Origin of the sequence: Jeotgalibacillus terrae (assembly GCF_016908195.1) — a bacterium.
GTDB classification, from domain to species: domain Bacteria; phylum Bacillota; class Bacilli; order Bacillales; family Jeotgalibacillaceae; genus Jeotgalibacillus; species Jeotgalibacillus terrae.
In genome coordinates this window covers 21,738-37,707 of record NZ_JAFBDK010000019.1, presented here as the reverse complement: position 1 = coordinate 37,707, position 15,970 = coordinate 21,738, and the positions used below count along the sequence as shown (strand labels likewise).

17 protein-coding genes are annotated in these 15,970 nt (G+C 43.4%); 6 read left to right on the top strand and 11 right to left on the bottom strand.

Annotated features, from left to right (window positions below; genetic code table 11):
• Window positions 1-480 (bottom strand): divergent PAP2 family protein, encoded by a 480-nt coding sequence (locus JOD21_RS15780; RefSeq protein ID WP_204730547.1) that lies wholly within the window; start codon window positions 478-480, stop codon window positions 1-3.
• Window positions 481-609: 129 nt separating this feature from the next.
• Here JOD21_RS15780 and JOD21_RS15775 point away from each other — a divergent pair, with 129 nt between their 5' ends.
• From JOD21_RS15775 to JOD21_RS15760, 4 genes are all read left to right on the top strand, one after another.
• Window positions 610-2,124 (top strand): leucyl aminopeptidase, encoded by a 1,515-nt coding sequence (locus JOD21_RS15775; RefSeq protein WP_204730546.1) that lies wholly within the window; start codon window positions 610-612, stop codon window positions 2,122-2,124.
• A 152-nt stretch (window positions 2,125-2,276) separates the two neighbouring features.
• The gene (locus JOD21_RS15770) at window positions 2,277-3,596 is read left to right on the top strand and encodes a Na+/H+ antiporter family protein (protein WP_204730545.1); all 1,320 of its coding nucleotides are present in this window, start codon (window positions 2,277-2,279) and stop codon (window positions 3,594-3,596) included.
• Between the two features lie 268 nt (window positions 3,597-3,864).
• The gene (locus JOD21_RS15765; protein ID WP_204730544.1) at window positions 3,865-4,254 is read left to right on the top strand and encodes a hotdog fold thioesterase; all 390 of its coding nucleotides are present in this window, start codon (window positions 3,865-3,867) and stop codon (window positions 4,252-4,254) included.
• A 67-nt stretch (window positions 4,255-4,321) separates the two neighbouring features.
• Window positions 4,322-4,705, top strand: coding sequence for a DUF2188 domain-containing protein (locus JOD21_RS15760; RefSeq protein ID WP_204730543.1), 384 nt, complete (start codon window positions 4,322-4,324; stop codon window positions 4,703-4,705).
• Here JOD21_RS15760 and mnhG read toward each other — a convergent pair.
• The 7 genes from mnhG to JOD21_RS15725 are packed head-to-tail and all read right to left on the bottom strand — an operon-like array spanning window position 4,702 to window position 10,484.
• The gene (gene mnhG / locus JOD21_RS15755) at window positions 4,702-5,079 is read right to left on the bottom strand and encodes a monovalent cation/H(+) antiporter subunit G (protein WP_204730542.1); all 378 of its coding nucleotides are present in this window, start codon (window positions 5,077-5,079) and stop codon (window positions 4,702-4,704) included. The genes JOD21_RS15760 and mnhG overlap by 4 nt on opposite strands.
• A complete protein-coding gene (locus tag JOD21_RS15750) occupies window positions 5,063-5,347 on the bottom strand; it encodes a Na(+)/H(+) antiporter subunit F1 (protein WP_204730541.1) in 285 nt (94 codons plus the stop codon). Before JOD21_RS15750 ends, mnhG begins: the two co-directional genes overlap by 17 nt.
• Window positions 5,347-5,823: a Na+/H+ antiporter subunit E gene (locus JOD21_RS15745; protein ID WP_204730540.1), complete on the bottom strand. Its 477-nt coding sequence runs from the start codon at window positions 5,821-5,823 to the stop codon at window positions 5,347-5,349. Before JOD21_RS15745 ends, JOD21_RS15750 begins: the two co-directional genes overlap by 1 nt.
• Window positions 5,824-5,829: 6 nt before the next feature.
• Entirely contained in the window at window positions 5,830-7,311 is a 1,482-nt protein-coding gene (locus JOD21_RS15740; protein ID WP_204730539.1) for a Na+/H+ antiporter subunit D, read from the bottom strand.
• On the bottom strand, window positions 7,304-7,645 hold the full coding sequence (locus tag JOD21_RS15735; RefSeq protein ID WP_204730538.1) for a Na(+)/H(+) antiporter subunit C: 342 nt from the start codon (window positions 7,643-7,645) through the stop codon (window positions 7,304-7,306). Before JOD21_RS15735 ends, JOD21_RS15740 begins: the two co-directional genes overlap by 8 nt.
• Complete coding sequence (locus tag JOD21_RS15730) at window positions 7,645-8,073, bottom strand: Na(+)/H(+) antiporter subunit B (protein ID WP_204730537.1); 429 nt, start codon at window positions 8,071-8,073, stop codon at window positions 7,645-7,647. The genes JOD21_RS15735 and JOD21_RS15730 overlap by 1 nt, the downstream gene beginning before the upstream one ends.
• Window positions 8,070-10,484 (bottom strand): Na+/H+ antiporter subunit A, encoded by a 2,415-nt coding sequence (locus JOD21_RS15725; RefSeq protein WP_204730536.1) that lies wholly within the window; start codon window positions 10,482-10,484, stop codon window positions 8,070-8,072. The genes JOD21_RS15730 and JOD21_RS15725 overlap by 4 nt, the downstream gene beginning before the upstream one ends.
• A 321-nt stretch (window positions 10,485-10,805) precedes the next feature.
• Here JOD21_RS15725 and JOD21_RS15720 point away from each other — a divergent pair, with 321 nt between their 5' ends.
• Entirely contained in the window at window positions 10,806-11,381 is a 576-nt protein-coding gene (locus JOD21_RS15720; RefSeq protein ID WP_041123014.1) for a DUF5366 family protein, read from the top strand.
• A 253-nt stretch (window positions 11,382-11,634) separates the two neighbouring features.
• Here the strand turns inward: JOD21_RS15720 and JOD21_RS15715 are convergent, their stop codons facing one another.
• Together JOD21_RS15715 and JOD21_RS15710 are read right to left on the bottom strand one after the other, a co-directional pair.
• Complete coding sequence (locus JOD21_RS15715) at window positions 11,635-13,485, bottom strand: transglycosylase domain-containing protein (protein ID WP_204730535.1); 1,851 nt, start codon at window positions 13,483-13,485, stop codon at window positions 11,635-11,637.
• A 28-nt stretch (window positions 13,486-13,513) separates the two neighbouring features.
• Entirely contained in the window at window positions 13,514-14,707 is a 1,194-nt protein-coding gene (locus JOD21_RS15710; protein ID WP_338032914.1) for an MFS transporter, read from the bottom strand.
• A gap of 197 nt (window positions 14,708-14,904) precedes the next feature.
• Here JOD21_RS15710 and kapD point away from each other — a divergent pair, with 197 nt between their 5' ends.
• Window positions 14,905-15,519: a 3'-5' exonuclease KapD gene (kapD, locus tag JOD21_RS15705; RefSeq protein WP_041123012.1), complete on the top strand. Its 615-nt coding sequence runs from the start codon at window positions 14,905-14,907 to the stop codon at window positions 15,517-15,519.
• Window positions 15,520-15,551: 32 nt separating this feature from the next.
• Here the strand turns inward: kapD and kapB are convergent, their stop codons facing one another.
• Window positions 15,552-15,932: a kinase-associated lipoprotein KapB gene (gene kapB / locus JOD21_RS15700; protein ID WP_204730534.1), complete on the bottom strand. Its 381-nt coding sequence runs from the start codon at window positions 15,930-15,932 to the stop codon at window positions 15,552-15,554.
• Window positions 15,933-15,970 lie beyond the last annotated feature (38 nt).

Below are 15,970 nucleotides of genomic sequence, written 5' to 3'. Positions count from 1 at the left end.
TTATAACGTAATCAGATAATGTACCAGTAGTGTTAAAAATATTCCTGTAAGTCCGCCGAAAAATACTTCTATCGGTTTATGACCAAGCAGCGTTTTTAACTCTTTACGTTTTTCTTCTTCATCTTTATTCTGCCAGCCCTTTGCATCAGAAACAAACTTATTAAAATCCCGCATCAGCTGATTGATCACAGCAGCCTGTTCCCCGGCCTGAAAGCGGACGCCTGTTGCATCAAACATTGTAATAATCGCAAACACAGTTGCCAGGGCAAAAACCGGTGATGAAAGGCCATTTTCAAGGGCAATACCTGTTGCAAGTGCAGTGACTGCTGCAGAATGGGAGCTTGGCATGCCGCCTGTTGAGGTAACAAGTGACCAGTCAACTTTTCGCGAGGCAATAAATTGAATCGGTACTTTCACAACTTGTGCAAATAAAATAGCAAATAATGAAGCCCAAAGAGGAAAGTTGCTGAAGATTTCCATAGACGTATGTTCATCCTTTCAAAAGGCGGGAGTTTGAGGCAAGTATACCATATTTCAAGCTTTCAAAAATGTTCGGTGATCGAATTATCACAGAATTTACAGTATACTTATAAATGGAGGTGTTTTTTAATGAAATGGACGATACATACAAATGACAGCGTGCTTGAACATCAGCACGATTATTTAGCGGCAGGGGTCTGGCATCAGCCTGTCGTATCCGGTTTTTCAAAAGAACTGGATGATCAGATGAAAGGCGGGCTTACTGACCTGATTAAAGAAGGCGATGTTGAAACAAAGCTTAAGCAGGTCACCGTATTACCTACAATGGGGGCTTTAGCTGCAAAGAGAATTCTTTTCACAGGACTTGGCAAGGAAGCGGACCTGACTTTTGAAGATTTGAGAGAAAGCTTTGGTGCGCTTGGCAAGACTCTGAAAAAGAAAAAGGTTTCAACACTTGCCATTGCACTTGATTCTTTTAAAGGAAAAGACTTTGATGCAACAGATGTTGCACAGGCATTTATTGAAGGCATTACACTAGCGATGTATGAATTCGAAGGATATAAAAAGAAGTCAAACGTACCTGACGTACCGCTTGATGAAGTGAACATCTACACGCAGGGTGACGTGCAGGAAATCGAAGCAGCACTTGAAGTAGGGTTTGCCCTTGCAGAAGGAACAAACGAAGCGAGAACGCTCGTTAATATGCCTTCCAACCTTTTAACCTCAGTGAAAATGGCTGAGTACGCAATCGAAATGGCTAAACGCCATGATTTTGAGATCGAGGTTCTTGGCAAAGAAGAAATTGAAGAAATGGGTATGGGCGCGCTGCTCGCAGTTAATCAGGGCTCTGAGATTCCACCGCGTATGATTGTCATGAAGCATCAGGCAACTGACAAGTGGGAAGACGTACTTGCCCTTGTTGGTAAAGGGATCACATTTGATACTGGCGGTTACTCTATTAAGCCTAAAGACGGTATTGTCGGCATGAAGGCGGATATGGGTGGTGCAGCAGCAGTACTTGGCGCAATGGAGATCATCGGCAGACTCAAGCCGGAGCAAAATGTAATGGCTGTCATTGCTGCAACTGATAATATGATCAGTCATAAAGCATTCAAGCCGGATGATGTTATTACTTCAATGAGCGGGAAAACGATTGAAGTGCTCAATACGGATGCTGAAGGCCGTCTTGTACTTGCCGATGCAGTAACGTATGCAAAACAGCACGGAGCGAATTATCTTGTTGATGTTGCCACACTGACTGGCGGTGTAGTCGTAGCACTCGGTCTTGATAAAACAGGGGCACTTACCAATAATGAGGCACTTTTTGAAAAAGTACTTGAAGCATCAGTTGAAGCGGGAGAATTCATTTGGCAGCTGCCTTATACAGAAGGTGACCGCAAGCGGGTACGAAACAGCCCGGTTGCAGATCTGAATAACTCACCTGGCCGTGATGGTCATGCATTATTTGCAGGTGCATTCATCGGGGAATTCACCGGTGGCACACCATGGGTACACCTTGATATTGCAGGAACTGCTACCACAAAATCTCCTCACCTGCTGGGACCTGCAGGCGGAACTGGCGCTATGGCAAGAACCCTTGCGCTACTGTCAGAGCAGTTTGTACTTGAGAAAATAGAGAAATAAAAAATATGAAAAAGAGGAGTGTCTTCTGGCATTCCTCTTTTTTGTGTTCTCCAATTGACAACACTGCTTTTATTCTGTTAATGTATGAAAGGTATTTTAATACGTTACCTGTTTAGCAGAGTAAAGAATTATCTGAAAAGGAGTTACAATATATGAATGCTGTTGTCATTGCTGTAATCATTATGCTGATCTTAAGTCTGATCAGAGTCAACGTTGTCGCTGCACTGATTATTGGTGCTGCAGTCGGCGGACTGATTGGCGGTCTGTCTGTTGAAGAAACTGTCGCTGTGTTTTCTGAAGGTGTTGGCGGAGGTGCGAATATTGCGCTCAGTTATGCACTGTTAGGCGGATTTGCCGTTGCGATTTCCTACACAGGCCTGCCAAAGCTGATGGTTGATAAAATCGTTGCAGCTGTAAGCAGGGAAGGGGAGCCAAGAGCAAAAGCGCTTCCTAAAGTACTGATCATTCTTGCTATTTTATCTATTTCTATTATGTCTCAAAATATCGTGCCGGTGCACATTGCGTTTATTCCACTCCTCATTCCGCCGCTTCTGCTTGTAATGAATGAACTTGGTATTGACCGCAGGCTCATTGCGACAATCATTACATTCGGATTGACGGCACCTTATATTCTGCTGCCGTACGGATTCGGCCAGATCTTCCATGATACGATTGCAACCAATATGGAATTGAGTGGATTAACGATCGATATGGATGTAATTCCAACAGCCATGCTGATCCCGACTGCCGGAATGGTACTTGGTCTGCTGGTAGCAGTTTTCATCAGCTACCGTAAGCCGCGTGAATATGAAAACCGTAAAGTATCACTGCAGGATGGAGACGCTAAAACAATCACGACAAAAGATCTGATTGTCACAATCATTGCGATCATCGCAGCACTCGTTGTGCAGTCAGTCTTCCAGTCAATGGTGTTCAGTGCAGTAATCGGTCTTGCTGTTCTTTTTGTTACGGGTACAGTGAAGCTGAGAGATCAGGACCAGCTGATGACTGACGGTATGAAGATGATGGCGTTTATCGGCTTCGTCATGATCTCAGCAAACGGATTTGCTGCTGTGATGACAGAGACCGGCGCAGTTGAAAGTCTTGTGAATAGCGCAGCAGATTTGATTGGCGATAATAAAGCAGTCGGTGCTCTATTAATGCTGATTGTTGGTCTGGTTGTGACAATGGGCATCGGATCTTCATTCGCGACGATCCCAATCATTGCTGTACTTTTCGTTCCACTGTCACTTGAACTCGGCTTCAGTCCGCTTGCAACAGTCGCATTGATTGGTACGGCCGGCGCACTTGGTGACGCAGGATCACCTGCTTCTGACAGTACGCTTGGACCGACAGCCGGTCTGAATGCGGACGGGCAACATAATCACATCTGGGATACGTGTGTGCCGACATTTTTACACTACAATATTCCGCTTGTGCTGTTCGGCTGGATTGCAGCGCTGGTTTTATAAGTTTGTATGGGGTTCTGACTTTGTGTCAGAGCTTTTTTATATGATATGGCGGATGGGTCTAAAGTTACTAAGTGGCGAACATCAGCGTTTAAGTGTTGAACAAAACCTTTTAAGTGTCGAACAAGCCACATTTTACGCCGAACCAACCTCATTTCCCAACGAACATCACGGTTTTTCCGCCGAACACGCCCACACGCCCGAACTCAAAATACCAAACCCTTGCCAACCCACCTCCACTGAGAGAAGATAGAAAAAAGGGGGAGAGAAAATGGATTGGAATAGAGAAACATTAATGGATTCACTGGGGATTAATATGATCAGTGTGGAGAAGGGGAAGGCAGTCGGTGAAATGCCGGTAGACGGGCGTACGCATCAGCCATTTGGCTTTTTACATGGCGGTGCATCAGTCGCACTCGCTGAAACGGTAGCAAGCGTTGGCTCAGCGGCGATGGTCGACTTGAATGAATACAGCTGCTTCGGGCTTGAGATCAATGCAAATCATATCAAAGCGAAAAAAGAAGGTATAGTGACAGGTATTGCTGAGATCATACATAAAGGAAAGACCACGATGGTGTGGGAAATCAAAATTGTAGATGAAGAGAACGAGTTAATCTGCATTTCACGGTGTACTGTAGCGGTCGTGCCGAAACGGAAGTAGTGTTTAATTCCTTCCTTACGTGGAAAAGAATGAACAAACACTTTATCCAGCTTAAGGAGGAATGAACATGCCGTGGGATAAAAACGATTATCCGGACTCTTGGAACAACCTTGATCCTGATGTCAGAAATAAAGCAATTGAAATTGGAAATGCTTTATTGAGAGAGCAGAATTATGATGAAAGCCGTGTCATTGCCATTGCCACTGATAAAGCAAAGCAGGCAGTTCAAAAAGATGATCAGGATACGTATCAGATGAAAAAACATAATGATGGCTGGCAGCTGATTAAAAAAGGATCAGATAAAGCGATCTATGTTGAAGATACAAAAAGCGGTCTTGAAGAAAAGGCAAAGGCTTATGTGACAGATCATGGCGGTCAGCTCGAAGTCTACAAGGAAGATGGTTCGTTTGATCAGACATTATATGAATCAAAAAACTCATCCGGGAATTAATCCCTGGATGAGTTTTTCTTTTTCTTGGATTCATACTGTTCTTTTTTAGCAAGATCGTCGTGCACAGTCTCCGGTGCAAGCTTAACACCAGTATTGTAAGCAGCACGTGCAATAAGGTGTCCGCCAACTGGAGCCGTAATTAATACGAAAAAGATCCCCAGCACGATCCGTGAATTAAACAAACCTTCTTCCGTTAAAAAGAATAGGAGCGCACCGATCAGTACAGACATGACGCCGAGTGTTGCACTTTTTGAAGCAGCGTGTGTACGCGTGTAGAGATCAGGTAAACGAATAAGTCCGATCGCTGTTACGACGCCAAAGAAGGCACCAATTAAAATAAATGCGGCGATAAAAAACTCACTTATGTCGATCACGGTCTACAATCGCTCCTTTCTCAATATATTTTGAGAAGGCAACTGTTCCGATAAAGGCAAGAATACCAAGCAGCAGGATGACTTCAAGAAACACACTGCTGCGCAGCAGAATTGAAAACAGTGCTGTCACTGCAATCAGGCTGATACCGAGTGAATCCAGTGCGACCACCCGATCTGCTGTAGATGGGCCTTTAATGGCACGGTATACAATTCCAATCATGGCAATGGCAAACGCGACAAGCGCAATATACACACTCATATTCAGCATTATCGGCTCACCTCCATAATGGCTTTTTCAAAGCCTTCCCGAATTGATGTTACATTTCCTTTAATATCAGAGGCGTTCAGCGCATGAATATAAAGTGTCCCGTTATCATCACTTACATCCACGACGAGTGTTCCTGGCGTAAGTGTGATCAGCAGGGAAAGGAGGGTTACTTCCCATCCATGCTCGAGCTTTGTGTCATACTTGAAAATCCCCGGCTCAAGATTCATCTTGGGCCTTAGGACAATCACAAGCACTTCAATATTCGCCTTGATCAGCTCGTACGAAAAGAGAAGCGTTAACTTAATGATTGCCCATATCCTGTAAATATATAGTCTCGACTGGAAGAAGCGTCTCATAGCAAAGATCACAACAATGCCAAGAAAGTACCCGATAATAAAGCTCGATACACTGAATGAACTGCTTAAAAACATCCAAAGGAACGCTAAAAAGAAATTTAATAGAATTTGAAATGGCATATCACATTACTCCTTTAACACTGCTTCAATATAGACTGCAGGATCGATGAGTGGTTCTACCGCCATCTGGATGAATGGATATACTGCTTCAGATCCTACGCCATATGCGATGGCAATTAAGACTAATGCTGCAGCAGGCACCCAAAGGCGGTTTGCAAGGTGAGCTTTTTCTCCGTGATACTCTTTTGGCGTTCCCCAGAAGCCATTCATAAAGATCTTCATTGCTGAATACAGTACCATCAGACTTGATAAGAGAACGAGTAATGGTCCGACCATATCTCCAGTCTCAAAGCCACCCTGTACAATCAGCAGCTTTCCTACGAATCCGCTGAGCGGCGGAATACCTGCAAGTGCAAGTGCTGCGACAAAATAAGTCCAGCCGATGCGCGGATAATCCCTGATCATACCGCCCATCTGATTGAGGTGGCTCGCTCCTGCAATGGCGATCATAATGCCAATCAGCAGGAACAGTGCTGCTTTAATCACCATATCATGCAGCAGATAGAACACTGCACCTTCAAGTGCTGCCGGTGTCATTGCTGAGACGCCGTAAAGAATAACACCGACAGCAATGACAATGTTGTAAATAATAATCGTTTTCACATTCCTGTAAGCAATCGCTCCGATTACACCCACAACAATACTTAACAATGCAAGGACAGCAAGGATTTGATGCGTATATCCCTGATCGTGATAAAAGAATAAAGTATACGTCCTCATGATTGAATAGACGCCGACTTTAGTCAATAATGCACCGAACAGCGCAAGAATTGGAATCGGAGGTGCACTGTAGGAGCCCGGTAACCAGAAGTACAGTGGAAAGATCGCTCCTTTTAACCCGAATACGATTAAAAAGAAAATCGCAATCACCGTAATAATGCCCGGGCTGCCAAGTTCATCAATACGCTGTGAGACATCAGCCATATTCAGCGTACCTACCACTGAATACAAATAAGCGACTGCTGTGACAAACAACGCTGAGGAAATCACATTGATCAGCAGGTATTTAATAGATTCCCTGAGTTGTCCTTTTTTCCCGCCTAATACAATCAGCAGGTAAGAAGCAATCAGAAATACTTCAAAGAATACAAACAGGTTGAAAATATCACCTGTCGTAAAAGCGCCGTTGATTCCTGTTAACAGAAACATGACGCCAGTGTAGAAGAAATATCTTTCATAAGCATCATCCAGATAAATAATCGCATACCATACGATAAAAAACGTAAGGATGCTGGATGTTAAGACCAACAGAACTGAGAGCATATCTGACACCAGTGTGATGCCATATGGTGCCGGCCAGTCCCCTAAGTTTAAAGTTTGAATCCCATTTGCCTTTACTTCTGCTGTAAGCACAATCGCAGCAATGATCGTCCCGGCAATTCCGGCCATTGAAATGATGCGCTGCACTTTGATTCGCTTCGGGAAGAACATCAATAGTACAGCAGATAAAAGCGGAATGAGAATGGGCAGTAACGGTAAGTTAATCATTTGAGTCATTCCCTTTCATTTCTTCCATATTATCTGTTCCAAGTTCCTGATAAGTCCGGTAGGCAAGTACCAGGAAAAATGCCGTAACCCCGAAGCTGATCACGATTGCTGTCAGAACAAGTGCCTGTGGCAGCGGGTCAGTGTACGATTCTACCCCGTCTGTTAAAACCGGCGCAGCACCTGTTTTCAATCCACTCATCGTCAAAAGCAGAAGATGGGCACCGTGACTGAGAAGTCCAGTGCCGATTATGATGCGCAGCAGGCTTTTAGACAAAATCAGATATACGGCAGACATAAATAAAATTCCTACAACGATCGACATTAAGATTTCCATTATTCACTCTCCCCTATCGTCTGAATAATGGTCATTGTTACACCGATTACGACCAGATACACGCCGATGTCAAACAGCACAGCTGTATGAAGTGATGTCTTGCCTAACAGCGGAAGCTCGAAATAGTCGTATGCGTGTGTGAGAAACGGCTGATTAAATAACAATGCACCAGCACCGGTTAAAACGGAAATCAACAGACCGGCAGCTGTCATCATCCGGAAATTAAAAGGCAGAATTGTATTCAGCGTTTTAATGTCATAAGCAAGCAGCAGCAGAACAAGCGCTGCACTTGTCATCAATCCGCCGATAAATCCTCCGCCTGGCGTATAATGACCGGCGAAGAAAAGGTGGATAGAGAATAAAATGATGATAAAAGATATCATCGTTGTAACAGTCTGGAGGATCAGATCATTCGGTTTATTCTTCATCTTTTCTCCCTCCTGACGCCACGGAAGTTAACCATTGCATATATACCAAGTGCAGCAATTCCAAGTACGCAGATCTCAAACAGTGTATCAAAGCCACGGAAGTCAACGAGAATAACATTGACCATATTTCCACCTGCAGCCAGCTCATACACATTATCGATGTGATACTGGGAAATGGATTCAAATTCAAATATCTGACCATTGCTGAACGAAGCTATACCAATGAGTGTCACCGTTAATCCAACCAGAATGGAAATAACGGCATTCCCCATTTTGAACTTCATCCGTTCTTCTTTTCTGCTGATCTCAGGCAGATGATAGAAACATAGCAGGAACAGTGCAACTGATACTGTTTCAATGACAAGCTGTGTCAGTGCAAGGTCCGGTGCTCTGAAGAATACGAAGAACAAAGCAACAGAGTAACCAACTACGCCAAGCAGGACAATAGATGTCAGGCGTGATTTTGCAAAAAGGATCGTAATGGCACCTGCAATTAAGACAATGGCAAGTACAACTTCATAGATTCTGATTTCTGCAAGATTTGACGTATCGATAACGAATGCATCACTTACAGTCAGTGTGGATAACAGAATAGCCACAAAAAAGGCGAAAATGTAAATCAGGTATGACCTCATGTAACCAGTCATAAAGAATTCATTCAGTTTAAAACTGCCTGATTCACTTCCGTCAAGTCCGCGGTCATACACACCGTTGATCGTAAAGCGTTCAGGAATCCGGTTATAAATACCTTGCCATTTTGCAAGTGTTGCATACATCAGCGTGCCTGTCAGGATTATGCCGAGTGTCATAAATAATTCAGGTTTGAACCCGTGCCAGAAGTAGATATCCACATATACTTCCTGACCTGCAGCCGGCAGACTTGGAAGAATGGCTTCTACAGCAGGCTTAATCATTGTGTTAGAAAGCAGATTCGGGAAGAAACCGAAAACGACTACCAGTGTCACAAGGATCAATGGTGAGATCAGCATCCCGATTGGTGCTTCATGCGGTTTTTTAGGAAGCTGATCAAACTGAGGCTTTCCTAAGAACGTTTTAAATACAAGCATAATACTGTAGATAAATGTAAATACACTCGCGACCCAGGCAAGTACAGGGAACAAAATGCCCCATGTATTCAAATTGAACAGATCGAGTTCAAAAACTGAAATCATACCTGTGAGAAACATTTCCTTACTCAGGAATCCGTTAAATGGCGGAAGTCCTGCCATCGAGAATGAACCGATAATCGCAATGGTAAATGTGATCGGCATCAGATTGACTAATCCGCCGAGTTTTCTGATATCACGTGTACCTGTTTCATGATCGACAATACCTGCCATCATAAAGAGGCTTCCTTTAAAAGTAGCGTGATTAATCAAATGGAAAACAGCAGCAATGGTTGCTGTCATATACATATTTTCGTCAAGCGTATCAAAGTGCAGTGCAGCTGCTCCAAGTCCGAGTAAGGACATGATCAGCCCGAGCTGACTGACAGTTGAAAAGGCAAGTATTCCCTTCAGGTCAGTCTGTTTTACTGCGTTAAAGGATCCCCAGAATAAAGTGAAGATACCAAACCCGGCAACCAGCCAGAGCCAGAGGCCTGACTCTGCAAAAACAGGGCTCATGCGGGCTACAAGATAAATACCCGCTTTAACCATTGTTGCAGAGTGAAGGTAAGCAGAAACCGGTGTAGGAGCTTCCATTGCATCCGGCAGCCATACGTGGAAAGGAAACTGTGCAGACTTTGTGAATGCACCAAGTAAGATCAGAATCATCGCAAACAGGAATAATGGATCAGCCATCAGCTCTCCTGACATTCCAATTAATTCACGAATGCTGAAAGTACCGCTCATTATGTACAGCAGTACGATACCACCAAGCATTGAAAGTCCACCAAAAACGGTAATCAGCATAGATTTCTGAGCACCATAGCGTGAACGTTCTTTATCATACCAATATCCGATTAACAGGAATGATGATATGGATGTAAATTCCCAGAACATGTAGAGTACAATCATGTTGTCAGATAAAACAACACCTAGCATTGCACCCATGAACATGAGTAAATACACGTAAAAATTATGAAGTGCTTCTTTTTCTTTTGCCAGATAGTAAATGGAGTAGAGAACCACAAGTGATCCAATCCCTGTAATCAGCAGGGCAAATAGAAGACCCAATCCATCCACATAAGCGGTAAAGTTAATTCCCAGTGATGGAATCCACTCGAAAGTTTGTGAAACTGTTTGTCCGCTGCTTGTTACCGGCATGTACTGTATAAAGTAAATAAACAGTGCCAGCGGAACGAGCAAAACGAACCATCCCGTATGAATAGAACGGAATCCCTTAAATAAAAAAGGGACGATTACCGCCGCAATGAAGGGCAGTAAGATGGCTAAGTGAAGCAGCGACAATGAAGACCCCTCCTAACATTCTCTGTCACACATTTAAATAAGGACTCTCGCCTTACACGGAAGTCCCTGGTGATGTGTACCTTTTTTATTTCGTATAACAGTAAGTATAACGTAAAAGTACGCTATATGCATAATGGAATCACTTGTATAACAGGCTTTGACTTCATCTGTTAAATAGGAAGAAAGCGGTCGGCTGACATAAAATTTTTAAGAAATCGTGTCGAATTGTGGAGGGGAAATCTAGAATCTTCTGGAATTTCCTTTAAAAAATGACCGGAAAAGATTATGATGTGAATAGATTAATTGCCGGGAGAGTCACAGATGAAAAACACTTACTTAACAGGATACCTTCCTTTATTTTCAATATTAATGTTCAGCCTATCATTTTCAGTTTATTTTGTAGGTGTGCTGACTGAACTATTTCGAGGGATCGGCATTTATGCCGGAATGAGAGAGTTTCTTTCTGATCTTGAACTGAAGATATTTATTTTAATTGTGTTAATGATCGTCTTCTTTATGATATTTGCTGCACTGAAGCTGATTGCAGAAACGGTGAATGAAGTATCACTGCTGTTTTTTTCAAGGGATAAAGAAGGGGAGGCACTTACCCGTGTCCGATCAGGTTCACTGATTTATTTCTTCGGATCACTTGTGACAATTATCAGCCTGTCTTCACTGAGAGGACTGCTGCTGATTTTTGTGGTGACGTCATGTGTGTACTTTGTGTATTTTGTACTGAAAGTCAGTACGACTTTGTCGGCAGGAGGCACTGTTGGTGTGATCCTCTTTGAGATTACCGTTTGGGCTGCTTTGATCTCGACTGTTCTTTATGTAGTGATCAGGCTGTATAACGGTCTGCTGGCAAGTCTGCCGATTCTTGAGCAGCTGCCTTCTTAAGAAATAGTCTCTGTTAAAGGGGGCTGTTGATTTCCGCTTCAGGGGGAACGCTTTCCACATGAGCCGTCTTTTGGCTCCGGTTCAATCGTACCTCCCCGACTTCGCCTGGGGATATCACCTGTCACGATTCTCCTGCTGGAGTCGTCCCCCTTCCGCTGCAATCAACAACTTTGCTAAAACCCCATTGGTCTTTAACGTAACTAAGAAATAAAATGAAACACCCCTCACGCTCGAAGCGTGAGGGGTGTTATCGTTACCGCATCATATCTTTCCAGATCAAGTGAGCTGGGCGGTCGGTTTCAATACTGAGCATACTCTCAGGAAGGTCATGACCCACCCATACGCCGCCTGTATATTGATCGGTGAGACCGACTGTCCAGTAGTCGGCCCATTCATTCGTCGTACCGGTTTTGATGCCGATATAGGGCTTATTCAGGTAAGCAGGGCTGCCGGTACCTGATACTGCTGCAGTGTTCAGAAGTTCTCTCATTTTAACAGTGGTCTGTTCCGACCAGACGGGAATCTGCTTGTCTTCCCACTGATACAGAACGTTGCCGCTTGAATCGGTAACCATTCTGATCGCACGTGCAGGTCTGTAACTGCCGTCTATGAAACTCGTATAAGCATCTGTCAGCTCAAGCGGAGACATACCATAGGTGAAGCCTCCAGTAGCAGCTGCGAGTGTCTGATCACCGGGCTGCAGGTTGGAAAATTCAAATGCATTCAGATATTTAAAAGAATTTTCAATACCTGTTTCATTTAACAATCTTACAGCGGGTGTATTCAATGACAGTAAAAATGCTCTGGATAGGGAGACATCGCCATATTCCACACCACCGTAATTTTCAGGACAGTAGCTTTGAATACATAGACTGCCTCCATCAACAGTCTGTGTTAAAAATGGCTGAAATGTTTCGATATATGGTGCGTATACAAGCAGCGGTTTAATCGCTGAGCCCGGTTGTCTTACAGCCTGATAAGCACGGTTAAAGTTGTACTTCTGATAATTTTTACCGCCGGACAGTCCAACAATTTCCCTGGAACTGTTATTGATCAGCACAGCGGCACCTTCCACACCTTCATAAGGCAGATTACGGTTCAGTGCATCAACTGTTTTCTGTTGCAGTGCAGGATCGAGTGCTGTATGGATCATAACCCCGGAACCGAGCACTTCATTCGTGCGTTGATTAAGCTCCTGATAGATCTGCTCTTTAACAGAAGATTTTTCAGCGCGGGCCAGCCGGTCTTTGAACCCTTCCTGCACTGCAATCAGCTGCTTCAGTTCATATTCCGCATACACCGCATAATCCGGGTAAAGATCCTTGTTTTCATACTGATGAAGCGTAATGGATTCAGCTTTCAATGCTTCTGCTTCTTCAGCGTTCATCATATTTTCAAGCACTAAAATATCAAGCAGCCGTTCCTGACGTTCTTTCGCCTGTTCAAAATTACTGAAAGGGTCGTATTTTGAAGGATTATTTGGAATTGCTGCAAGGAAAGCCATTTCTGCTTTTGTCAGTTCCGTCAGGCCTTTGTCAAAGTAATACATAGCAGCACCTTTAATACCGTATACACCATTGCTGTAATAAATAATGTTCAGGTAAGCAGACAGGATTTCATCTTTAGACATTTTCTTCTCAAGTTCGTTTGCATAAAAAAGTTCAGTCATTTTCCGGTTATACGTTTTATCCTGTGATAAGTAAAGGTTGCGTGCGAGCTGCTGTGTAATGGTACTTCCACCCTGCTGAATATGGGTGAAGACCAGGTTTTTTACAACAGCACGAATAATCGCACCGGCATCAAATCCGATATGATCATAGAAATTCTGATCCTCGGAATAGACGGTGACATCTTTAAGAAACTGAGGGATCTCATCGTTTGTAGCATACAGTCTGACACCGCTGTTACCTTGTGCAAAACGGTTGCCATCTTTATCAAGAAGGAAGCTTGTCTCATTCTTTTCAATATTATTTACATCAACTTTGTCAGATACAGCTTCCTGAAAAGCAGCCTGCGTCTTCATTTCGTGATCCATTCCGATCCACAGGTAAATGCAAAGCGGCAATAGAAGCAGTATGCCTGTAAAGCCAAGTGTCATACGCATAGTGCAATTCTCCATTTCTTTGAATCTGCTAATATCCGGGCAGGACGCGGCGGCTCCACCAGAGGAGTCCAAAGGCACTTAGAAATAAGAAACCTGTTACATAAAAAACTGAAGAGATTCCGATATATCCTGATAACAGACCACCGAACGCGGGGCCTGCAACATTCCCGAGAAATCTGAAGCTTTGATTATAGCCAAGCACCTCACCCTGCATGGATACAGGTGCAGCGTGTCTGATAAAAGCAGTCACACTCGGAATAATTCCGCCGATCGCTATGCCGAACATAAATCTTAAGATGACCAGCTGCCAGAGCTCTGTGACAAGAGCCTGTGGAATGATAAAAGCAGCTGATAAAATGAGTAGGATTGTTAAAACTTTTTCATATCCGATAGAGTCACCCAGCTTGCCCCAGCCGCGTGTAGCAATTAAATTACCAAATCCAGTTGCTGAAAATGCCAGACCCGATAAAAAAGCAATATTTGCTGCACTGGTCAGACCGCCAACATACAGAGCGAGGAGCGGCTGAATGCTGAAGTTTGCCATCTGTACAAGAAATGACAGCACCATGACAGTTAATAGCATGCGCTGATTCAGAATATGCCTGAATACTTCTTTTCTTGTATAAGTCTTCTCATTCTTTTTATCGGCAGATTTCTTCTTTTCTGAAATCCCAACCATCACAACTGTGGCAGCAAGAGAGATGCTGATTGCTGTAATAATAAATGTATAGCTGAATCCGAATGCATCAGCCATCAACCCGCCAAGAATCGGACCGAATAACCCTCCTGTGACCGTACCCATCTGAAGCGTACCGAGCGTTCTGCCGGCAATATGCTTTGGTGTCTGTGAGGAGATAAGGGCAAGAGAGGTTGGAATAAAACCTGTGACTACACCCATAAACATTCTTAAAATAAATAACCCGAAAACAGAATCAATGAATCCCATCATAAAAATACTGAAGGCAATTCCATATCCGGTAATCATCAGAATCGGCTTATAACCAAAGCGGTCACCGAATCTGCCCCAGATCGGAGAGACAAAAAATGCAGTCAGAAATGTTACGCCAAACACAAGTCCTGACCATTTCTGAACGTATTCATCTGTAAAGTTACCCATTGTTTCGATATATAGTGATAGAAAAGGCAGTATCATTGTAGCGCTGGCCGCCACCATGAAGTTTGCCACCCACATAATGATCAAGTTCTTCTTTTCGACAGTAATTTCAAACACCTTCTTCAATCATGCCTGATTTATTTCGTGTAACGTAGTAATTATACAGGATAGAGATCATCCTGCAACTTCGTGTCACAAAAATTGTCGTATGAAAATTCAGACTTTTTTATAAACATTTATCCATTGCATGGTATAATAAACCCAATATTTTATGCACATGTTGCATGCAAAGGAGGGATCACGTGATGTCAGAGGAAGTAACCGTATTTATCGACTTCGAATTCTCTATGCCGGAGGGGAGGGGGCATAAAGGTTTTTTTCCTGAAATTATTGAAGTGGGACTGCTTGCTGTGCACAGGGGAAAGCAAGAGCAGTTTTCAAGCTATGTCAGGCCCAGAGTATTCAAACGGCTGACCCGCAGGTGCAAAAATTTTCTCAATATCAGTCAGCAACAGGTGGATAAAGGCATACCCCTGCATATGCTCGTTGAAAAATTGAAACAGTATAATGATGCCGGGCACTGTAAAGTCGTCACCTGGGGCAATATGGATATGAAGGTATTGAAGCATAACTGCCAGGTTGCAAAACTGCCTTTTCCTTTCTCAGGTGAATTTGTCGATCTTTCAATGGAGTATAAACGCTTTTTCGGTGACAGAAATCAGACTGGACTCTGGAAAGCTGTTCAGGAGTATGGAAAAGACGGAACCGGCAGACATCATAAAGCACTTGATGATGCAATGACAACCTACCACATTTACCAGCTTGTTGAAAAAGACAAAAAATATCTGAACCGTTCAGAATCAACAACCATCGGAGACCGCGTCGATTTCTCAGCGCTAAGGGAGTTTCTCGCCCAGTAAAAAAAGAACCCGGTCAAGGGTTCTTTTTTTCGTCAAAATGTCAGGTTATACATTAATTCATACTCGCGTTTTACCCCGTTTAAGGCTTCAAGGCATTTTGAGTTAAAATCAGTTTCCTCACTCTGCAGTTTCTCCTCGAGTTTCTGAACCGCCTGAATCAGGCTTTCATTATAATCAATCAATTCTCCATCATAAGGCTTTACCATGGAAGTGGGAATATTAGCCCGTTCGTTAAAGGCGAGTGCCTTTCTTTCGTGGAAAAAAGGAACCTCTGTTTGTTTCGGGTTATGAAGATCCCCCTGTTCAGGATGCTTCAGAACACCTTTTATTTTGATCACCTGAACATCTGTATGTACCTGATCCACTTCTCCAATATAAGCACCTGTTTTATAAAAAGCTTTCACAAGATTCATTAATTTTTCACTCCTTTCACACAAGTTTAACGTAAAAT